The organism is Ruegeria sp. AH3, from assembly GCF_056536265.1.
This window is the reverse complement of sequence record NZ_JBQFJL010000002.1, coordinates 284248-305632: the sequence shown is the minus strand read 5'-3', so window position 1 is coordinate 305632 and position 21385 is coordinate 284248. Positions and strand designations below refer to the sequence as shown.

General features: G+C 54.2%; 16 protein-coding genes and 4 pseudogenes. 9 read left to right on the top strand and 11 right to left on the bottom strand.

The window, feature by feature from the left end:
• Positions 1–154: 154 nt before the first annotated feature.
• A pseudogene (locus ACR3EM_RS18970) lies at positions 155–403 on the bottom strand (IS6 family transposase); the annotation flags it as partial.
• Between the two features lie 248 nt (positions 404–651).
• Here ACR3EM_RS18970 and ACR3EM_RS18965 point away from each other — a divergent pair.
• Complete coding sequence (locus ACR3EM_RS18965) at positions 652–2709, top strand: DEAD/DEAH box helicase (RefSeq protein ID WP_480472193.1); 2058 nt, start codon at positions 652–654, stop codon at positions 2707–2709.
• 79 nt (positions 2710–2788) lie between these two features.
• Positions 2789–3022 carry a hypothetical protein gene (locus ACR3EM_RS18960; RefSeq protein ID WP_480472192.1) on the top strand — a complete coding sequence of 78 codons (234 nt, stop codon included), beginning with the start codon at positions 2789–2791 and terminating at the stop codon, positions 3020–3022.
• Here the strand turns inward: ACR3EM_RS18960 and ACR3EM_RS18955 are convergent.
• Positions 2985–3173, bottom strand: a pseudogene (locus tag ACR3EM_RS18955) (IS6 family transposase); the annotation flags it as partial. The gene ACR3EM_RS18960 and the pseudogene ACR3EM_RS18955 sit on opposite strands and share 38 nt — an antisense overlap.
• A 240-nt stretch (positions 3174–3413) precedes the next feature.
• Complete coding sequence (locus tag ACR3EM_RS18950) at positions 3414–5234, bottom strand: caspase family protein (protein WP_480472191.1); 1821 nt, start codon at positions 5232–5234, stop codon at positions 3414–3416.
• A gap of 177 nt (positions 5235–5411) precedes the next feature.
• Between ACR3EM_RS18950 and ACR3EM_RS18945 the strand changes: the two genes are divergently transcribed.
• From ACR3EM_RS18945 to ACR3EM_RS18935, 3 genes are all read left to right on the top strand, one after another.
• Positions 5412–6062: a DUF928 domain-containing protein gene (locus ACR3EM_RS18945; protein ID WP_480472190.1), complete on the top strand. Its 651-nt coding sequence runs from the start codon at positions 5412–5414 to the stop codon at positions 6060–6062.
• A gap of 44 nt (positions 6063–6106) precedes the next feature.
• Positions 6107–7975: a CHASE2 domain-containing protein gene (locus ACR3EM_RS18940; RefSeq protein WP_480472189.1), complete on the top strand. Its 1869-nt coding sequence runs from the start codon at positions 6107–6109 to the stop codon at positions 7973–7975.
• Between the two features lie 129 nt (positions 7976–8104).
• Positions 8105–8275, top strand: coding sequence for a trimethylamine methyltransferase family protein (locus tag ACR3EM_RS18935; RefSeq protein ID WP_480472188.1), 171 nt, complete (start codon positions 8105–8107; stop codon positions 8273–8275).
• Between the two features lie 32 nt (positions 8276–8307).
• Here the strand turns inward: ACR3EM_RS18935 and ACR3EM_RS18930 are convergent.
• A pseudogene (locus ACR3EM_RS18930) lies at positions 8308–8948 on the bottom strand (IS6 family transposase).
• A 357-nt stretch (positions 8949–9305) separates the two neighbouring features.
• Here ACR3EM_RS18930 and ACR3EM_RS18925 point away from each other — a divergent pair.
• Positions 9306–11231, top strand: a complete 1926-nt coding sequence (locus tag ACR3EM_RS18925; protein ID WP_480472187.1) for a caspase family protein — start codon at positions 9306–9308, stop codon at positions 11229–11231.
• Between the two features lie 120 nt (positions 11232–11351).
• Here ACR3EM_RS18925 and ACR3EM_RS18920 read toward each other — a convergent pair.
• Both ACR3EM_RS18920 and ACR3EM_RS18915 read right to left on the bottom strand, forming a co-directional pair.
• A pseudogene (locus tag ACR3EM_RS18920) lies at positions 11352–11686 on the bottom strand (DDE-type integrase/transposase/recombinase); the annotation flags it as partial.
• A 72-nt stretch (positions 11687–11758) separates the two neighbouring features.
• Positions 11759–13110, bottom strand: a protein-coding gene (locus ACR3EM_RS18915; protein ID WP_480472186.1) for an IS3 family transposase whose coding sequence is annotated in 2 segments (ribosomal slippage) — positions 11759–12774 and positions 12774–13110 — 1353 coding nt in all. Because the reading frame shifts where the segments join, the coding sequence is not laid out codon by codon here.
• 95 nt (positions 13111–13205) lie between these two features.
• On the opposite strand from ACR3EM_RS18915, the gene ACR3EM_RS18910 reads away from it, so the two are divergent.
• The 3 genes from ACR3EM_RS18910 to ACR3EM_RS18900 all read left to right on the top strand — a co-directional run bounded on the left by ACR3EM_RS18910 (position 13206) and on the right by ACR3EM_RS18900 (position 15461).
• Positions 13206–14474 carry a tetratricopeptide repeat protein gene (locus ACR3EM_RS18910; protein WP_480472185.1) on the top strand — a complete coding sequence of 423 codons (1269 nt, stop codon included), beginning with the start codon at positions 13206–13208 and terminating at the stop codon, positions 14472–14474.
• Positions 14475–14548: 74 nt separating this feature from the next.
• Positions 14549–15094 carry a GNAT family N-acetyltransferase gene (locus ACR3EM_RS18905; protein WP_170687528.1) on the top strand — a complete coding sequence of 182 codons (546 nt, stop codon included), beginning with the start codon at positions 14549–14551 and terminating at the stop codon, positions 15092–15094.
• A 70-nt stretch (positions 15095–15164) separates the two neighbouring features.
• The gene (locus ACR3EM_RS18900) at positions 15165–15461 is read left to right on the top strand and encodes a cytochrome c peroxidase (RefSeq protein WP_480472184.1); all 297 of its coding nucleotides are present in this window, start codon (positions 15165–15167) and stop codon (positions 15459–15461) included.
• A 37-nt stretch (positions 15462–15498) separates the two neighbouring features.
• On the opposite strand, the gene ACR3EM_RS18895 is transcribed toward ACR3EM_RS18900, so the two are convergent.
• The 5 genes from ACR3EM_RS18895 to ACR3EM_RS18875 all read right to left on the bottom strand — a co-directional run bounded on the left by ACR3EM_RS18895 (position 15499) and on the right by ACR3EM_RS18875 (position 21374).
• Complete coding sequence (locus ACR3EM_RS18895) at positions 15499–16695, bottom strand: cupin domain-containing protein (protein ID WP_480472183.1); 1197 nt, start codon at positions 16693–16695, stop codon at positions 15499–15501.
• A 14-nt stretch (positions 16696–16709) separates the two neighbouring features.
• Entirely contained in the window at positions 16710–17039 is a 330-nt protein-coding gene (locus tag ACR3EM_RS18890; RefSeq protein WP_480472182.1) for a hypothetical protein, read from the bottom strand.
• A gap of 861 nt (positions 17040–17900) precedes the next feature.
• Positions 17901–18800, bottom strand: coding sequence for a glycosyltransferase family 2 protein (locus ACR3EM_RS18885; RefSeq protein WP_480472181.1), 900 nt, complete (start codon positions 18798–18800; stop codon positions 17901–17903).
• Entirely contained in the window at positions 18797–20578 is a 1782-nt protein-coding gene (locus ACR3EM_RS18880; RefSeq protein ID WP_480472180.1) for an ABC transporter ATP-binding protein, read from the bottom strand. Before ACR3EM_RS18880 ends, ACR3EM_RS18885 begins: the two co-directional genes overlap by 4 nt.
• Positions 20579–20690: 112 nt before the next feature.
• Complete coding sequence (locus tag ACR3EM_RS18875; RefSeq protein ID WP_480472179.1) at positions 20691–21374, bottom strand: DnaA N-terminal domain-containing protein; 684 nt, start codon at positions 21372–21374, stop codon at positions 20691–20693.
• Positions 21375–21385 lie beyond the last annotated feature (11 nt).

The following is a 21385-nucleotide window of genomic DNA, read 5'->3' as shown; positions in this document are numbered from 1 at the left end:
CAATTTGCTACACACTCCTATCCTCCGATTTCGGCAAAAAGCCGAATTCCAGACGTCGTAATATTGGGGAATTGCTGCTTTCGGATCATGTTGGCAACCTCAATGCCGTCCAGAGTTGCGGACGCGAATGTGAAAGATCTAACCCACAAATGTGGCGAACACGCAGGTGGGTCTCGTCCATGCGCCAAGAACTCAGCGTTGGTCGCTTTTTCGATTACGCCCGCGCTGCGATCAGCAGCGAATATTTGGCAACCCACCTGTTCAATGTGGCATGACCTAGGCGCACGCCGCGTTCAGCCATGATTTCTTCAAGATCGCGATAGGAAACTGTGTAGCGCAAATAGAAGAACACAGCATACGAAACCACTTCCTTGGGGAAGTGGCAGCCTTTCAAAGAGACCACACTGAAACCTGCTCGCAATTGATTTCAAAGCAAAAGAACCAAGACACGTGATTAGGTCAACCAATGTCCAATGTTTGCGACACAACCGCCGACCTAATTCACAAGGTTAAAACGCAGCAACCATTGGTTGGGCGGTCGCGAAAGCCAGTTTCCTGTGGTTGATACATTCTCTTTCGGGCGCACATTACGGGCTATACATCTGAACCAAATACCACTATCGCCAAGTCTTTCCCCGCATTTGGTGACCCATGCAAGATTTCTCTGCCCTCCCTAAAACCCTATCCGAAGCGCTGTCTCAAAAAGGCTATAGACACTTGACGCCTGTACAAGAGGCCGTGTCAGACGAAGCGTTGGTAGGAAAAGATCTGCTTGTCTCTGCGCAAACCGGTTCGGGTAAAACCGTGGGCTTCGGGCTGGCTATGGCGGAAGAGCTTCTCGATAAGCACGGTCGATTTGACCGAGCAGCGGCGCCATTGGCCGTGGTCATCGCACCCACGCGCGAATTGGCCTTGCAGGTTCGGCGAGAGTTCGACTGGCTGTTTGCTGAGGCCGGGATAGTCACTGCGTCGGCAGTAGGTGGTATGGATGCGCGCACTGAACGCAGGGCGCTCGAGCGCGGTGCACATGTCGTGGTCGCCACCCCTGGACGGCTACGCGATCATATCACACGCGGGGTGATCGATCTGAGCGATCTACGGACCGTCGTCCTCGACGAAGCCGACGAAATGCTGGACATGGGCTTCGCTGAAGACCTTGAATACATCCTTGATCAAACACCTCAGAACCGGCGCACCTTGATGTTCTCGGCCACCGTTCCGCGCGGCATTGCCAAGCTCGCCCAGACCTACCAGAAGGAAGATGCACAGCGGATCAAGGTTGGAAATTCAGAAGCACAGCATTCGGACATCACCTATAGCGCCTTGAACGTGGCGCCATCGGACATCGAAAAAGCGATCATCAATTTGCTGTGCTATCACGACGTACAGACTGCGATTGTGTTCGCCAACACCCGATCCATGGTTGCCCGGCTGACCGCGAAATTCTCCAACCGGGGATTTGCTGTCGTCTCATTGTCAGGGGAGCTCAGCCAGACAGAGCGCACCAATGCACTGCAAGCCCTGCGTGACAGGCGCGCGCAAGTTTGCGTTGCGACGGACGTGGCCGCCCGCGGTATTGATCTTCCGGGGCTGGAGTTGGTGATCCATGCAGATCTCCCTTCTAATGCGGAAACCTTGCTGCACCGCTCTGGACGCACAGGCCGCGCCGGGCGCAAGGGATCGTCCATCCTGATCGTGCCGGGTCGGCAACGCGCGAAGGCGCAGCGCTTGCTGAAGACAGCCAAGTTGGAAGCCGAATGGGGCGCCCCGCCCTCTGCGGATGAGGTGCTCGCACGGGAAGAGGAACGCATAATCTCCAATCCCGCCTTGGATGAGCCGCCAAGTGCCGAGGAAACAGCTTTTGCAGAGCGGCTGCTCAGCGGAAGGACTCCAGAGCAGGTCGCGGCAGCCTATTTGCGACTCTACCGAGAGCGCCACTCCGCACCTGAGATACTCAGCGCGACGCCGGAATCCGAAAAACGCAACACTGACAAGCGCGCGGCGTTTGGGCCAAGCACTTGGTTCTCACTTTCTTTGGGGCGCAAGCAGCGTGCAGAGCCGCGTTGGTTGTTGCCAATGCTGTGCCGCAATACGGGTTTGTCCAAAGATGCGATCGGCGCAATCCGCGTTCAATACCAAGAGACCTTTGTCGAGATTGCCAATGATGCAGTGCCCGCATTGAAACAAGAGTTGGGGGCCGAGCTCTCCATAGAACAAGGTGCGACGCTGACTGAGCTGGCGGGCACACCAGATTTCGATGCCTCACCTAAGGGGCCGCCCGCGGCACCTTATTCATCAAACGACACAGCCAAAAAACGAGGACCTCGTTCAGGCAATCCGACGAAAGCTGCGCGCGGCTCCGAGCTTTCCGACCAAGATGCCCAGAATGCGTTCAAGCGCCTAAAGGGTAGAGGAAAATCCGCTGCAAGCACATCGAATGAACGAGCAAACGAAGACAAGTCAAAGCAGGACAAGGGTCTGCAGGCGCAACCGAAAAGCGAGCGAGCAAAGGCAAAACCACAGCCCGCCGCGAAGGATAAGAAGCGGCAAAAACAAGACAAGAACGCCTCCGACACATCCAAATCTCTGAGAGCACGAAAGGCGCCTCCCAAGACCGGTAACAAAGTCTCAAACGCGCCGCGTTCAAAAAGCAAAAAAGGCAAGGGCGGAGAAGCAAGACCTTTCCGCAAGCCTTCTAGAGGAAATTGAACACTCCGGCACCTATCGACAAACCGGTAGGAAAAGATATGCGGGTTGCCCAAAGAATGTTGATTTGGCACAATTTTTTTTGCCCAACCCCATCGTCAAAGTGAAGCCGAATTCTGCAACGCCGCTCCCCAAAAAGCAGCCGTTTGCGAAACTAGGGGTTCTGGCGGAACAAAAGAAAAGCGACGAGTTCATCACTTTGCCAAAGGTGCTGTCAGACAAATTCGAACCAGTCTCAAGTGTGCCAATTGCGCTGCCCTTTTCACGTCAAAAGGATCACGCCACTCTGCTGAAGCGGCGGACCGTTTCAGCTTGAAAGTACCTCTGTGGGTGAGAGATCTTTCCTAGTTGAAGTGGTTATAGACGAAAGAGTGAACTGCGGCGAATTTCTACAAACTTCGCATCTGTCTGAAACGCAACATCGCTCGTTCTCGTCGTCGGAGTGGCAGGTGTGAATTCTCAACCCGTTTGATGTCCGCGTGCGCAACGTGCGAAACCGCAAATCAAATCGCAAAGCCTAATGGAGTTAAGAGAATCTTGAACGGATATTGAAAAGAACTGTTAAACAAATCGCCCCAACCGGAGCAAATTGAGGCTGGTAAACTTTACCTCAAATCCTTATTGAAACGAAAATGCTGATCCGGTTACCGGCGTAATCTCAGTAGAAAAACAAACAGTTTCGCTGAAACTCTTTGGGCAAAAACTCGTTATTTCAAAGAACCTTCCAAAACCACGGAACGCGCATTAGATCCAGAGCCATCGAACCATTTTGTCGGCGTCACGTCGCTAAGATCGCGCCGTCCGCGCGCTTCGTACTGAAATTGGGCAAATGATTTGCCACCTTTGCCGTGGGTTTTGTTTGGCTTGGATGGCAACCAGTTAGTATAGCTCACTGGCTCACCGCTGAACCACCGCCATCCGATGATGGCACTGTCTTCTTTGGGGTCCTTTCTGAATCCGAAATAGGGTCCGGCCTTATAACTGATTTTCGTTTTGCTATCGTATCCCACTTCAAAGAAAGCCGGGTCACTTGAAATCATCCGGACGATGAACGCATTCTCCGCAGCCGATGTGATTGCGGCCAAATCCAGGCCACATTTTTGCGCCTCGCTGCGCGCACTCTGCACGCTGCCTGAATAAACCAGCGCAACGTATAGGTTACCGCGAAACGCGCCGTAGACGCTTTTGCGCAGGCCTAAACAGCCAAGAATTTTCGTGACTTCTTCGGATTCGCCTAACACTTCCAACTCGGATACATTCTGGCGAACAGCAAAGGGATTACTGATAAAGCTCGCGCCCGCGTCCGCCTGCGGCCTGATCCCCAGGCTGGAAAGGACGGCAAGATCGACATATCCGGTTTGTTCTAACCCGAAATTGGCCTGAAGTGCCTTGATGCCTGATCGGGTTCGAGGCCCAAAAACACCATCGGGCGCGCCGACCTCGAAGCCTGCGTTGTTAAGACTTTTTTGTACTTCCGTTTTTCGGGCAGGACCCGGCAAGAGCGCGGCTTCTACCTCATCGAACCGTCCGCTCTTTCTGCTCCAGGCAGGTGTGATCTGGGCCATCCGTTTCAGCATTTCGGGCTCGGATAACGTTGCTGTGCGATAAGACCTGGCAACCAAATCCCACCCCCTAACCGTGTTCACTTTCATAGCCGCTGCCAGCGCGTTTTCCCGAGTTTCCTGTGGCTGTACGACTGGTATGTCAGCCTCTTGAAGGCCCAGCGCGGGCAATGCAGCCTGTTCTACCTTTGGAACCAAAAAAATGTCCTCGCCCGGTAGGGAGCCATAGACAAATGGCTCCTGATACCCGTCGGTCAGCGCGAACACGCGATCGCGCACCTTGCGGAACAGTTTACCAAGTTCCAAACCCGGTTCTTCAACATGTTCCAGAAACGCCTGCGCGTAAGGGCTGTTCCGGCCGTCGCCATCCTGCGCCAGAGTCCCACCTCGGGCCGCGTATCCGACCACGACACCTCCTGGTTCAACCGCGGCCAGTCCCCGCCCGATTGAACGAGTGCTCGAAGCCCTTTTCATCTGGGCTAAAAATGGGTTGTTTCGGCATGCGTCAACAATCACGATATTTAGAGCGGATGAGCCAGCAATGGCATTCACGATAGCGTCCAAACGAATGGCTTCGAATTCTACATCCCGGTCACTTTTCAGTGTAGCATTAACGGGTATCAGATAGTTTGTGTTCTCGATTTCGATTCCATGTCCTGCGAAATACACAAGCGCCACTTCTGCATCGGCTGCGACTTCGGCAAAATCACGCAATGCAATGCGCATATCTGTGTAACTCAGGTTTTGATGCTGTGTAACTTCAAACCCAATGCGCTGTAACGCTCTGGATATGTCCTTGGCATCATTGGCCGGATTGCGTAGGTCCGGGACGTATTGATAGGCGGAGTTACCTATTACAAGCGCGACGCGCTCGCCCTTAGCCTCTGCCGAAAACGGCAAGATCAAGAGCAAACAAACCACCGAAAAACACCAGACGCCGCTTCGCCATTTGCTTTCAGGAATCATGGGCACTGACTCAACTCTGAACCAAACAGATCCTTATTCTAGCACAAAGTTGCCCGGTCACCGAGCTTAAGATCAGCTGAAGCGAAACAGACCGATATCTGGACTCAACGTAATTTCAAGCATACGCTAAACCTTCAAATAGCGGATTCATTAGCAATTTTCTTCGCGGGGCGCCTTGTGTCGTGGAATTGGGTATCAATAGCTGTTTTTGTCTTCCTACTGGCTGCCGACCTGTTTCTCAGTGGTTTTGCACTGGCTTCCGGCAAAGACGAAAACACCGGCAAGTCATCGGAAATTGTGTTTATTCCTCCGGAGATCGGCGCGCCAAAGGATCGAATGGGCGCAGGCACCCGGAATATACTGTCGGATGCGGCTTCTGACCTATTGCTACTGGTCCCAACAGACGGTGGGTTAACAACTCAGGCCTTTCCGCCTTTGATCTGGCGGCTAACCCAAGGTCATCGTGGCAATATAATCGTCAAGCTGGGTCCATTCGGGATGACTGCAACAGAGTTACACATCGGGGGTCCATTCCCACCCGGCGATTATGGTCTGGACCTCAGCAGGTCAAATCTTCTGCTGGACACTGACCGGGTTTACCTTTGGCAACTTGAGTTGCTCGATCCAAACACCAACGCGGTAGTCAAACGATCATCAGGGTTGATTGAGCGTGTGCCAGAAGTATTTAAATCCGACACCCCAGCTGCAAATGGTCTGTGGTTCGACGCGCTTTCTGAACTTGTGGATATAGGCCTCAGCGGACGAGTTCAGGTGACGGATCCTGCTGAACTCGAACAATTGTTGAACTCAGCTGGCGTGGGTCAGTGACATTGAAGCGTCAAAGGCACGCATGGCAGAGAACGTCATCGCTTATGCCGGTTTGGCAACGTTGGGTTTTGGTCTGTGTCATTACACTGATTGTCGGCATCCCTCTGATCGAACTCCGGCAAAAAGGCGTGCTCGAACCACTTGAGCTTCTCCAATACGACTGGACAACATCGGCCTTTGCCGTGGATGAACCTATAACAGACGTCTATCTGGCAGCCATCACCGACAGAGATTTGGGCGAATGGGGTTGGCCTGTTCCCGATCGCCAATTGGCGCAGATTGTAAGCACCTTGCTCGCCTCTGGTGCTACTACGGTGGGTGTGGACATTTACAGGGACGTTCCGGCAGGTGAAGGTCGGGACGCTTTGCTTGAGGTTCTGAGCGATCCCAGAGTTTTCGTGATCTCGAAACTACAGGATGGCGAGACTGCAGGCATTGCTGCGCCACCGGACACGCAAACGGGGTTCGCTGATATTCCAATTGACCCTGATGGCGTTGCCCGACGCACCCTGCTGCTGGTCAATACGCAGGATGGTATTTCCCTGTCACTGCCTATGCATCTGGCCGCAACCCACGCCGGACAACCCGCATTGAAAAGCGATCCCAATAATCCGCGATTTTTGATGTTTGGCGATACGATTGCAAAACCTTTGGCACCAGGCGCAAATCTGTTTCGCAACGTGGATACGTCCGGCTATCAAATCATCATCTCCTACAAGAATGCACTGCCAATTGCACACAGTGTCCCCGCCGCAGAAATTCTGGACCAAATCGATCTAAACCGTTTTGAAGGAAAGGCCGTGATTATCGGTGTCACCAGCCATTCCGTGAAAGATTACTTTTCCACACCGCTCAACCGCTCGACCGGGGCGAGTTTTACGTTTGGTGTCGAAATTCACGCTGCCATCGTCCAGCAGTTGATTGACTACTTCAACGGTCTGGCCACTCCATTGCGTGCACTAAGCAGCCAGATTTCTACCATTGTCATCTTTGCTTTAGTCTTCTGCGGGGCTTGTGCGTCGGTGTTCGTCAGAGTCACCGGCAATGCCGTCTTAGTGGCTGGGACAGGCGGCATTCTGCTAACGGTCGGATTGTCCTTTTTTCAAAAATTTGCGTTACTAATGCCTGTTGCGCCCTCCCTGCTGGGATGGACCTTAGGATTTCTATTGGGCTTCGGGATTATCTCGGGCTTTTCACGCAATCAGAGACGCGCCATCGCACAGGTGTTTTCAACGCATCTGTCCGAGGAATTGGCAGCCGAGCTCTGGAAACAGCGAAGAAATCTTCTTACCGGTGGAAAGCCCAGATCACGCCAGTTGTTTGTCACCGCGCTACTCGCGGATATCGAAGGGTCGACTCTCGCCGGGAATGCAATGGATGCTGAAGAGTTCATGGCGTGGATCGCGCGCATTCTGGATCGGCTGGGAGAGATCGCCCGCGCGCATGGTGGCTTTGTTGAGAAATACACCGGAGACGGCATTCTGGTCGTATTTGGCGCGCCGATTCCAAGTGATACACAAGAGCAAAGGCAATTGGACGCGCAAGCTGGATTGCGTTGCGCCTATGCCATGGACCGCGCCGTGGCATCGCTGAACAACACTTTTCAACATCAACGTGCATACAAGCTACGCATTGCGCTGAACAGCGGAGACGCGATCGGGGGCACACTGGGTGTCAGCGGATCCATGCACTACAATGTCATCGGCGACACGATAAATGTCGCTGCGCGCCTGGAAAGCTGGATCAAGACCTTACCACCGGATGCCGATGGGTTTCGTCCCATTTGTATGACCATGGCGACGGCAAAAACTGCGGATACTGAACGACGATGGCCGGTGACTGCAAGTTTCGTTCACGATGATGGCGAAACAGAAATTCAAGTGGTTGAACTCGGCGGACGTGTTCCCGAGTAGCCTTGGCCATTTTGTATTGAGAGTTTCAACGTTTTATTATCGTCACATCCACGAAAAAAGGCTTTGCCGAACTGGCCTTGGGTGGAGCGAAGGGTTTGCCCCTTGGCTAAGTCTGCAGGAATTCTCTGAGTGATTGAGAAGGGAATACGCGAACTTTGCGCCACAGCACCGTCCAAGTTCAAATTACACGGTCGGGATCCCGCCAGAACAGTGACACTAGGTAGCGACAATATTGTTCTGATGCCGGGATACCGGTCGCCCTTTGCCAGCGATCAAAAGGGGGATGTCAGACGAGTTTGAACCAGTCTCAGTTTACTGTGGAAACTGTGAACCTATCCGGGGCAGAGTTGACGCCACTCGGCTGGAGAGGCCGTGTGTGTCAGCTTGAATGTGTCTCGGCTAGCGAGGGATCTTATCTGGTTGATATGGTTGTAGACGAAGGAGTGGACGACGATGAGTTTCTGCAAACTTCGCATGCACCAGTAACGCTGCATGGCGCGTTCGCGTCGTCGGAACGTGCGAGTCTTCGACCCGGTTGTTGAGTCACCTGCCCTTCCTACTTTGAGTGCACCCAATTTTCTAAGCGCAGCCTTTTTGGGATGCAAAACGGTCGGTCAAAATCTCACCGGCGAAACTATAGCGCTTCACTAATTTCTAGAGAAACTTCAGTGTTGCAGCTTTATTTCGGCGTTTAGTGACAACGGCTTCCAGCACCTCCCCGTCGTTATCAACAGCACGCCAAAGAGAATGCCGCTTGCCATTCACCTTCACAAAAACCTCATCTAAACGCCACTTCCATTTGGAGCACGCGCGCAGCCGCTGAATACGCTTCCGTCTGATCTTAACAGTAAATATCGGGCCGAATCTGTTCCACCTGTATCGGACAGTTTCGTGGCATACGTCTATGCCTCGCTCGTGCAGCAAACTTTTCGACATTCCGAAACGACAGCGAAAATCGGATGTGCAGCATCACCGCAAAACTTGAGTCAAGTCGCTCAGGTTAGCGGTATTGAAGAGCACATGAACTCCAGAGGTCCATTGTGCGTCTAGAGATCATGTTCGGCAGGCTGAAAGATAAGCACAGTGTGGCGATCAGATACGACAGATTTTCCTATCAGTCATCGCACTAGCGTCACTCGTCATTTATTGGCTATGTGTCCTGATCCCAAGCACTTTGATAGTTTCACTATCTTCGGTATAATTAGTTTGTTGGCTTTTTGGTTCAATGGAGATCGTTCAGGCATTTGGATGAAATACAAGAAATAGTTTTGGTCCAGATCATCGTTTGATTTTTCCTAGCCGTCTAACTTGATTGTGTGTGAGTACTACGATGCCGGTGTTTGTTAATTTGTTTTGGGCCATAGTTTTTGCAACGGTCTCTTTTTTCATGCCAAACGCGAGCGCAGCGGAAAGTAAGCGAGTCGCTTTGGTGATAGGAAATTCCGATTATCAGCACGTTTCCAATCTCCCTAATGCTGCTAACGACGCAAGAGACCTTTCTTTGGCACTTGGCCGTATTGGTTTTGAGGTAACCGAAGGTATTGATTTGGATTATCGCACGATGCGCCTGACGGTTCGCGACTTTGCGCTAGTCGCACGAGATGCCGAAACAGTGCTTATTTACTTTGCCGGGCACGGGATCGAAATCGACAACACCAACTTCCTTGTTCCGGTCAACGCGGAGCTGAAAAGTGACCTCGACGTTGAACTTGAGGCCATTCGCCTTGATACGGTGGTGAACTCCATAGCCGTCACCAACGGTTTGAAAGTGGTTCTTGTGGATGCATGCCGGAATAATCCATTCCTAACGAACATGACACGGACTTCCACGACACGTTCGATTGGTCGGGGGCTCGGCCGGGTCGACCCCGGTGGCGTTTTGGTTGGATACGCCGCTCGCGCAGGTACGTTAGCGCTGGACGGCGACGGTCGAAATAGCCCTTACGCTCAGGCGTTGTTAGAACACATTGAAGAGCCGGGGCTCGAAATAGGGCGGCTCTTTCGCAAGGTACGATCTTCTGTACTGTCATTGACGGATGGTTACCAAGAGCCGTACACCTATGGTTCGTTACCAGATCGAGAATTTTATTTGGTTCCAGCCACCCAAACCACTCAGCAAAAAGAAACAAAAGCATCAGATCCTCGTTTGACCGAGAGTCCGTTGGTATTGGCATGCGATAAGTTGGCATCAGACCCAGACGATTTATCCAAGCCGAACCGCTCGCCCGGAGTAATTGACGAAAACATTGAACTCGAAATAGCGATACCTGCCTGTAAAATTGCGACTGAAGGACATCCACAGCATGCCCGCAGTTTTTATAATCTTGCGCGGGTGGAGTTGCTCGGTGGAAATACTGAAGCTAGCGTTAGTAACTTCAGAGAAGCGACCAGACTCGGTCATGCTTTGGCCAGAGTAAAACTGGGAAAATTGTTATTGCAAAGTGAAAACAATGCGCATGTCGAGGAAGGTATTTTGTTTTTCGAAACGGAAGCGCGTGGAGGGAATGCAGAATTTGCGAAAATACTTGGCGATCACTTCAGTGGGGCGACTGGATCTTCCGCTCCAAAAAATGACAAGGCAATGTACTACTATGAAATCGCGGCTAGCGCCGGTGACCTAGATTCGATGTTCCAAATTGGCCACCGCTTGGTATCCAATACGCGGTCCACAAAAGAGCAAAGAACATTAGGTCTAGAATTTCTTGACCGTGCCGCTAAAGCAGGGAGTGTTCCAGCACAAAATCGTCTTGCAAATGAATACTTCGCCCATGAAAATCCGAACACAAGACAAAAAGCCACAGAGCTTTTTGAATCCGCTGCTAGTGCAGGCGATACGCACGCTCAACGCCGTTTAGTTCAGATTTATTCCGGCAACAGTGGGTTCACACAAGACGCAGAACGCTATGCTTTCTGGGTCCTCACACTTGCAGATAGCGGCGAGAGCCGCTTCAATGTCGAAGCCGGATGGAATTACGAAGTAGGTTACGGCGTTAAAAAAAATCCTGAGCAGGCGGCGAAATACTACTACGCTGCATTGCGCAACGGCGAAAGCCTACTTCTTGAACGCTCCGCTTCGGACTGGGACAAAGATACCGCCAAAGAGATGCAGAGACTTCTGAGTTTTTATTGGGAAGCACGTTATGCCGGTCCAATAGACGGGTTGATCGGCAAAGAGACAAGTAAGGCAATGCAACGTGTGTGTGAATGTGCGGCAAGCTCGCGTTCAAAATACTTTTCAGAAGTATTTTCACGCTGAATTCAGAGCGCAATGGCGGTTCTGTCGCAATTTTCGTTGAAGGCTGGAGAGATGGCGCAGGTGGGTTGATTATCCTGCCAGTTGAACAAACTGCTGAAACGGGGAGAGTCCGGGTGTGAATTAACCTATGCGGATCATGTTGACCAGTTCGATACCAGCTAGGGCAGATGCAACTGAATCGAAAGACTTGAAACCCAGCATTGGCCTGATCCGACGTTCTATGAAGCGATGGTCTTGTTCAATGATGTTGTTGAGATATTTCCGCTCACCATCTCGATTGGTACAGGGCAGCCAAAGCCTTCCAGCATCTTGTTTATGGCTTTGATGCCAGCGGCGTTAGCACCGCTTTTGTCGATGACGATTTTCCGTGGCAAACCCTTCGCCTCAAGCGCACGAGCAAAGAACTTGGTCGCCGCCGCTTTATTCCGGCGCTTGGATAGCATGAAGTCGAGGGTGTCCGTCATCGAATGATTTGGAACACGAGCGTTTGATTGGCTTAGGAGGATCAGGCTCGCCGTAGTTTCAATCTACGCCGCGTTCTGATGATGCAGCAAGCGGCGTTTCTGGATTGTCTGGTGTTTGATTTCCTTTCTGCGTCTGAGGATTGTTTCGGCTCGACCGAAATAGACATCGGCGGGTGTCAGATTGCTGATGCTCTCGTGGTATCGGTTGTGGTTGTAGTGATTGATGAAGTCGCCGATGGCCTGTTCGAGCGCTCCTGGCAGATAGTAGTTTTCCATCAGGACACGGTTCTTCATCGTCTGATGCCATCGCTCAATCTTGCCCTGGGTCTGCGGATGGTTGGGCGCTCCCCGAACATGATCCATACCCTGCTCATCCAGCCATTTCGCCAACTCGCCAGAGATGTAACTGCTGCCGTTGTCGCTGAGCAGCCGGGGCTTGTGGGCAACGGTGACACTGTCACAACCTGATGCAGCCAAAGCGTCTTCCAGTGTTCCTGTGACATCGTCAGCTTTCATCGTGGTGCAAAGGCGCCAAGAGACAACGTAACGGCTGTAATCATCCAGGATCGTAGACAGGTAGAACCAGCCCCAACCGATGACTTTGAGATAGGTGAAGTCGGTCTGCCAAAGCTGGTTCGGCCGCACAGTCTTCTCATGGAATTCATCCGCCGCTTTGATGGTGATGCAGGCTGGGCTAGTGATCAGATCTTGTGCCTTCAGAAGCCTGTAAACACTGGCCTCAGAAACGAAGTAGCGCCTGGTGTCGGTGAACCGCACCGCAAGCTCGCGGGGCGATAACTCGGGTTCTTCCAGAGCCAGTTCCACGATCTGCTTGCGCACCTTGTCGGGGATGCGGTTCCAAACCCTACCTGGCCGAGAATGGCGATCCTCAAGCCCGGCCTCGCCGAAAGACAGATACCTGTCGTACCAGCGGTAGAAGGTCGTTCTGGGAATGCCGAGCTTTTCCAGTGTGCGTTTGATCGGCAGGTGCGAACCGTCAACCAGCCGGATGATCTCAAGCTTTTCGGATGCGGGATATCTCATTCGTCGTCTCCACCATCCTCGAACATGCTTTTTTTGAGCAGCCGGTTCTCAAGGGTCAGGTCGGCGACTACCTCTTTCAGCGCCGACGATTCCGCTCTCAAATCCTTCACCTCAGAGCTGGTAGCCTGGCGTGCGGTATCGCCAGCCAACCGCTTCTTACCGGCCTCAAGGAACTCTTTCGACCAGCTGTAATACAGGCTCGTAGCTATTCCTTCACGGCGACACAGCTCCGCTATGCTGTCTTCACCACGAAGCCCATCCAACACAATACGGATCTTCTCCTCTGCCGAATGCTGGCGCCGTGTCTTCCTGCGGATGTCTTTGACAACTCTCTCTACTGACGCTTTCTGTTTCCCGGATTTCATTCTCATCTCCACTCTCTGATGGTTACGATGAGCCTGAAATCCTCCGCTACGCAATCAACCTAGTCTGTTCCATGGGTGCTGATGGCGGACACGACGCCGCCATGCGCGCGTTCAACATTTACAGGGGCGATCCCTTAGCGCTGGCCGACCAGGCGATCGAGGCCTCGCCGGATTATGCAATGCCATATATCCTGAAAGCCTATCTGTTCGGATTGGCAACCGAGCCTGATTCTGCAGCTGAGGCACGGAACATTTTGGCGACAGTCCGCTCACTTGCCAAATCCGACCTGGAAAAATCGCATGTCGATGCCCTGAATGCGCTTCTTGCCAACAATTGGACGGAAGCTGCCGTCAAGTTGGATCGTCACAACATGGCGTTTCCACATGATATTCTCGGCCTGCAAGCCGGTCACCTGATGGACTTTTATCGCGCCAATGCGCGCGACATGCGGGACCGGATTGCGCGAGTCCTACCGAAGTGGTCGGAGGACCAGCCGGGCTATTCCCTCCTCCTGGGCATGTATTCCTTCGGGTTGGAAGAGACCGGAGACTATGGCCGTGCTGAAGCCGTTGGTCGGGAGGCGGTCGAACGCGATCCGTTGGACTGCTGGGCGCAGCACGCTGTCGCGCATGTGCTGGAAATGCAGGGACGTGCTGAGGACGGGATCGAATGGATGGCGTCGCGTGAACCAAATTGGTCGGGTGATGACAACTTCTTCAAGGTCCACAACTGGTGGCACAAGGCGCTGTACCACCTAGACCTCGGTCAGACCAATGAGGCGATCAAGCTGTACGATGCGCGGATTCGCGAAGGAAAAAGCGACGTGGCGCTGGATCTGGTCGATGCCTCAGCCCTTCTGTGGCGCTTGCATCTGGAAGATCACGACATCTCCGACCGCTGGGCCGATGTTGCAGCGTGCTGGGACAACCACGCCGATGGCAAGCTATATCCATTCAATGATTGGCACGCGGCCATGGCCTATCTGGGATCCGGTCGCGATGACGAGGTCGATCGTATCGTTGATCAATATCGCAATGCACCCGCCGGTGGCGGCGAGACATCGCGTTGGGCCGCAGCAACAGGGCTGCCCTTGATCGAAGGGTTCCGGGCATTTTGGCAGGGCCGCTACGAAGATGCGACCGAAGCGCTTCATGGTGCGCGGTTTATCGCGAACTCGTTTGGCGGCAGTCACGCGCAACGCGACATCATCGATTGGACGTTGACCGAAGCTGCGTTGCGTTCTGGCAATCGAAATGCGGCAGAAGCGCTGGCAAACGAGCGGATTGCTGTCAAACCACACAGCCCCATCAACAAACGCTTTTTGGGTCGCGCGAATGCGCAGCCCCAAGGTTCCATGATCGTGGCCTAGAAGCTGACGTCGCAAAGAAACTGGCGCGGGCAAATATTCGCGCGCGCCAGATGACCTGATTGAGAGGACAAAAAATGGGAATTGAAATCCGCCATGTCGAAGCACAGGACGGATCGGACATCAAACGCATATTAACTGATGATTCCGTGATGTTGGGCACAATGCGCCTGCCACATGTTGCAAACGCCAATGTCGAAGCGCGTATCAACACGGGACTGGGCGACTACAAACTGGTGGCTGAAGTAGACGGTAGTGTCGTTGGCATCTGCTTTATGTCGTCGACGCCGGACGTGCCACGCCACAATCACGCAGGCGAAATTGATCTGGTCGCGGTCCGCAGCGACTTTCAGGGCAAGGGAATAGCCAAAGCGTTGTTGGGCGCGATGCTGGATCTCTGTGATAACTGGTTGCAGCTGGAACGAACCGGCCTCTTGGTGTGGTCGGACAACACTCACGCCATCGAGCTTTACGAAGCCTTTGGATTTGAGCGGGAAGGCGTCATTCGCAAATACGCCCGTCGTCCGGGCGGCTTTGTCGATGCGGTGATGATGGGCCGATTGTCGGATCATCACCCGGCGCCTGATCTGCATGTCGGCCACCAGGCGAACCATTCCATTTAAACATCAAAACCAAAGCTGCTGCGTTTCAATCGAACGTAGCGAGAGGCATCAGCTTGCGAAGGGAAAAGACATGACTCTCACATATTGTGCCAAGCGCTCGGCGAAGCTGATCATCTCGATATTATACCTGACAACGGTGATAGCCGGCACGGCTGCGCGGGCTGACGTTCAACGCCTGCCCCCGCCTCTAACAGATACAGATTTTCTGTGGGATGGAAATCCTGACCAGGCACTCGTCACTCTTGGACAAAATCTCTTCTTTGACCCCATTCTTTCGGGCAATCACAACATTTCCTTCGGAACTTGTCATGACCCGTCGTTAGGAACTGGGGACGGATTGGCGCTGGGTATTGGCGAGGGTGGCTAAGGCGTAGGTCAGAAGCGCGAGACGAAGGACGGCGTGATCAACCTTGTTTCTTCGGAGGGACGAGGGTGAGAAAACCCTCTTCCACAAGGCGGCGTACGAGAAGCAGCCGTGCGTCGTCGTCGAGATTCCCAGGCAAGGCGCGGGCGGTGGCACATTGCCCGTCCATTAGAGCCACGAGGTCGGGTTCGACATGCGGCGGAAAGGTCATCGCTTTACCGTTGAAGTGCAGGCAAAGCCCGTCAGGGCCAGAGTCGAGGATCGCTCCGGTGCCTGCGCGCGGGATCACATCGGTGTCCAGCCCAAGCGCTTCAATCCCAGCAAGATCGACGAGATGGCCGCGGAGCGTCGGTTGACGCGCGGCACGGGCGGCATCGGAGGCGGTTTCGAGGATTTCGGGGCGATGCAGTTCGCGGCAGAGCAGTTCGACCAGCGAGTTCCAACGCACCTGGGCCACGTCGCGCGCGGCAGGCGTTACGGAGAACCCTACCGGCAAGGATTCGCGGAACCGCGGATCCGCCAGAACGGCGCGTTCCAGCGCGTGCAGGGCAACGACCCTCCAGGTCACAGGGAACACGCCCACGGTTAGGTGCAGCGAAGTTCTGTCGCGGGCGACGGCATCATGCCACCAGCCGCGCGGCAGGTAGAGAATATCGCCGGCTTCGAGATCGAAGGCGTCGATCAGGTCACCGGGGCCGCCCTCGGCCTCGGAGGGTGGCTGACCGACGGTCGGCAGGTGCCGGGGGTTGTCAAACAACCGCCAGTGCTTGCGACCCTCGAGTTGCAGCACGAAGACGTCGTGAGTGTCGTAGTGCGTAGCAAATCCCTGTTCACCCGGCGGGGTGAGGTAGGCGTTGACTTGGAACGCCGCCGAGAACTCGGTGGCGAGCCCCTGGCAAAAGCGCCGCAACGGTGTCCAGCGGTCCTGAAGCGCCTGAAGAATGATCGTGGCCCCGTCACGGTATTCTTCGTACAGGCGATCGAGCGTGCCGACGTGACCGAACGGTCCAGCCCCGCGCAGCGCCTCGAACGGGATGACCTTGCCATCGCGAGCCAATCTTATGAACGGGGCGGAGACATGGCTTTCCGACAGGATAGCATCGACGTCCTCGAGGTCGAGCAGACCGACATAGCGACCCGGATCGCCGCGATGGGTGACGTAGGGTTTCCGCTCCCAGTACTCGTCTTTGAACACCGTAGGAGATAGCGGCGCCACGAGCGCAGATAGATCGAACATCGCCCGGAAACCCGTCAGTCGGGATCAGATCCCGGGGGCCACGGTATCTGAAGCACTTCGTCGCCACCGGGGCCTGTGTCGCTGTCGAAGATCAGGATATCGTCGTTGGGGTCTCCATCGGCGTCGACGGTGCGTCCGCCGGTATTGCCCCCAGCCGAGAAGTTTCCCGCGCCGAACAAGCGCGAGGCGGGGACGCTGAATTCCACCCGGACCACTCCGATATCGTCTGGTTGGAGACCGCGACATTCGTTCTTGCGAGCTTCGTGCTGTCGGCGCAGCAGACGTTTTTGCCGTGCGAGTGCATCGCCTTTCTCGTCGGACCGGGATTTGGATTTGTTGGACATGGATCAATCCCCTTTCTGAAAACGTAGCTTGGAAAAGTGACTACAGAATAGCACAACCTGAAGAAATTTGGGTGGCAAGCTTTGCGTGCGAAGCCTGTCTAGCAGAGTTCCGCTGGAATTGCCTCGCTAACCTAGTGACTGCAGGAGCGGATCGCGTCAGATAAGGCTTATCGCGGCGGTGGTTAATTCGGTCTCGAAGCCGACATCAGATGCGGCGCAACATTCGATCGATAGGTCCGACTGGTTCAGTTGAGGACGGCCCAAACCGGGCCTTGCGCGCGGAATTGGGGCGCTGTGATCGCAGCCCGCTTTGCGGTCAATCGCTGCATGGGCAAAGTTGGGAGCCGCTCAATCTCACAGAATGCAGACTTTGCGGACTCGCGCGAACGCAGCATAAAGAACGCGGAACTCCCAGATATGCTTATTGCTGTTGCGGCAAGTAAATTAAATCAGGGGAACGCACCAATCCGGGTGAATCAGGGCCATCTTACAAAACCCCATTGCGTCACTACCGGAGAATAGCCCGTCGCGGGTGGCGAGCGCAGTGCGCCTGCTAGGGTTCATGGCCTTTGCTTCAGCGGCTGCTAAACTGGACGGAATCGAAGTGACGCACATGATCCGCAAAGGCCTACTCACACTCGGAATCTGCCCATTTCGTCAATTTGCGGAACTGGCGACATAAGCCGCTGGTTCGGTGTCATCTCTTCGTTCAGTCAGAAACTTCGCAACAAATCCGTGTGTCCAGTAAGTCGCTGGCCATTCCAAAAGTTTGCGGAACATCCGCTTAGATGTAAGGCGCAGGGCTCATTGCGCTCATAATCGGTAATAAATGCGCAGCACCACCGAGCTGCCGAAACGCCCTCATTTCCGCTGGTCAGGCTGCCGGAACCACAATAACCGAACAGTTTCAGTGATCTTCACGATCCGCAGTGCATAATGAACGCCCCAAACCCCAAAAGCTTGCCCCGTCGACAGCTCAGGAGTCCTAAGGAGATTTCTCAGTGTCTTGAAGGACGGGATCATTTTGTGAATAGGCGGGATATAATTCACGAAGCCACGCTTAGCATTGCGGCGCAAACGCGCGCCCTCGATGCGGCGGGCTTTTGTAATGTGCTCTCGCAGGCTGCCGCGCGCGGGATGGCGGACAATGGCATTTGCAGCAAACAGGATGGGCTCACCTGCAGATTTGGCCCGATCATTCCACTCCATGTCCCCGCCCGATAGCACCGTGTCGTTAAAACGACCGACCCGATCCATGACAGAGCGACGTACGATCAGGTTAGCGGTCACCGCCCTGCCCCGTTCGACCCATTTCTGCTGCTCAAGCCCAAGATGCACATCGTAAAGTTCGGTTGTTGTCCAATCCCGACCGTTCGGGATCAGCACGACATTGCCGCCAAACCGCCCGACCTCAGGATGGTCTGAGGCGATCTTCAGACCCGCCGCTACATATTGGGGATCAGGCTGGCAATCGGAATCGGTGAAAAACAGCAACTCAGCCGCCGCATCTTCGATACCGCGGTTTCGCGCAGCATATGAACCGGGCTTTGCCTCACTCAGAATGCGCGCGTTTGAAGGTAACCGAAAACCCTCAGGCACTGGATCAGTGGGATCGTTGTTTACCGCAAGTATTTCAAAGCGATCAGCCGCAATGGTCTGCGCCACAAGACCATCCAAACAAAGCTGCAGCTGATCCCAGCTCTGATAGGTCGGGATGATAACCGAAGCGTCCAGAGGCGTTTTTTTAGACCCTAAGCTCATTCTGCTTTGACCGAGCTGGAATACTGATGGTCGTACAGAGTTTTGAACGGTCCATCATGTTCCAGCAGCTGCGCCGCGCTGCCTTGTTCCAGAACTTCTCCGGCTTCAATGACCACGATCTTGTCCGCATGCATGATAGTGGACAGGCGATGCGCAACGATGATCGTCGTCCGCCCTTTGGTCAAACGATGCAATGCTTCCTGCACCTGATGTTCGGACCGTGAATCCAGCGCACTGGTCGGTTCGTCTAGCAGCAAGATCGGGCTGTCACGCAACAACGCGCGCGCAATCGCAAGACGCTGTTTCTGCCCCCCTGACAGGAAGGCGCCGTTTTCGCCGACCATGGTGTCAAACCCATCTTCAAGCGCCATGATGAAATCGTAAGCGTTTGCAGCCTTCGCGGCATCAATTACGTCTTGCTGTGACGCCCCTTCGCGACCAAACCGGATGTTGTCGGCTATTGAAGCCGAGAACAGAAACGTCTCCTGACCCACGAAAGACATGTTCTTGCGCAGCGTTTCAAAGGACGCGTATTTGATGTCCAACCCGTCAATCGACACCGATCCACTAATCGGGTCATAGAGCCGCAGCGCGAGGTTCAGAATGGTCGATTTACCGCCACCCGACAGGCCAACAAGCGCCGTCGTTTGACCCGCTTCAAAGGTCAGCGACAGGTCTTTCAGGATCAGGTCGCGCTTGCGATACCCAAATGAAACGTTATCGAACACGAGTTGACGCGGACCATCCGGCAACGCCTTGGGGTCTGCTTCTTCAGGAAGGGTTTCGGGCTGATCCAGCAGGTTGAACAGCATCTTCACCCGCCGTAGGCCAACCTCCATCTTCACCCGCACCTTTGACAGACGTTTGGCAGGCTCATAGGCCATCATCAGCGCCGTCACAAATGACATCAACTCACCCGGGGTGGAGCCAGCTGAACCGAAAAGCTTGGCGGCACTTAGTCCGATCACCGAAGCGATGGCAAAACCCGCCAAAATATCCATCAACGGGCTGGTTGCTGCTTGCAAACGCGCGAGTTTGTTGCTGCGCTTTTCCACGCTTTTCACGGCCGTGTACATCTGTCCGGCCATCCGCTCTTCGAGCCCGAAGGCTTTGACCACTCGAATGCCCGCCGAAGTCTCCTGAATCACTTTCATGATCGCCGCCATCGACTGCAATTCCATATCCGCAATCGCGCGCACCTTGCGCAGTAGGGATCGAACACCCCAAATCGCCAGGGGACCAATGATCAGAGTGAACAATGACAGAACCGGCTGCTGATAGAACATAACGAACAGCAAACCAAGCAATGTCAGCGCATCACGAACAGCGGTGGTCACCATGACCTCGATCACCATCCGTGCAGCCTGCGCTGATTGAGTCACCCTCATCAAGAGGTCCGAGCTTTCGGTAAGGTTAAAAAAAGAAACCCCTTGCCGCAAAAGCTTGTCATAGAGCCTGATCTGTTGTTGAGCGATTATTCTGTTTCCCGCTCGTGTCAGCGCCACCACCTGCACGTACGTCGCGATACCCTTGATAAGGAAGATCATGAAGACCGCGATCGAAACACCCAGAATCTTGCTGGAATTTTCACTGTCAAACAGCGAATCCACCACATCGCGCATGATGAATGCCACCGCTGCAGTGGTGAGCGCAACAAAGACCATTGCAATGGTAGCAATGATATAAGGCACCATCTGGGCCCGGATGTTCTCAGCCAGCAACCGCCACAGGATTGAATCTTCGGTGAGTGCTGCGAATTTCGATTTGATCTTTAGCAATGTCAGCTTCCACAGTGATCAACGGCGAGGCGGAATGGATCGTACCGCCCTTAAACCATCGTCGCTAGATAGTCTGCCCACCCTCGTTGAGCAAGCCCACCCGCCCCCTGCCCTATTCTGCGGCCTCGATGCGCACAGTCCGGACCGATGGATCGACGCGCCCATAGGCTGCCAGAACACGGGACATCCACTTTTGGGCAATATAGTCCGCCATAAAGCGTGACGGCGCAATCAACGTTACTTGCCCCCCTGCCCGCTCGGCTTCGTTCAGATGCTGAAACCAGCTGGCCCAAAGCTCAGGATCGCGACCATATAAAATGGACTGGACCTGGCCCCAGACATCTTCGCTTTCAGGCGGCGGGACAGTCGGCTTGCCCTGAAAGGGTACGACATTTGTCGTCTCTGTCGGTTCCTGCTGCATCCGATCCTGAAAATCGGATCCGATCACAGGCCAGATTTCAGCCGTGTCCAGCATGAGCTGTTTGAGGTCCAGCTCGTATACAGCGACACGCCCACGTACGGCTGCACGCTTTACCGCTATCCAACCCGAGCTCCGAAATTTCGCCATTTCTCGCTTTACCGTCCGTTCGTTCACGGACCAGAGGCGTGCGATCTCCTCACGACCGATCGACAGCTCGTTGGAACGCCAATTGTACCGCGTGGTGACCAACGTCATCAGTCGTAGGACGCTACGGTGCCTATGCTTGTCACCGGACAACGCATAAACTGCCAATGCTGACAGGATATCATACTTCAGTGCAGGCGCATTACGCCCGACTGGTTTCGCAACCTGCATAGGTGTCCTCA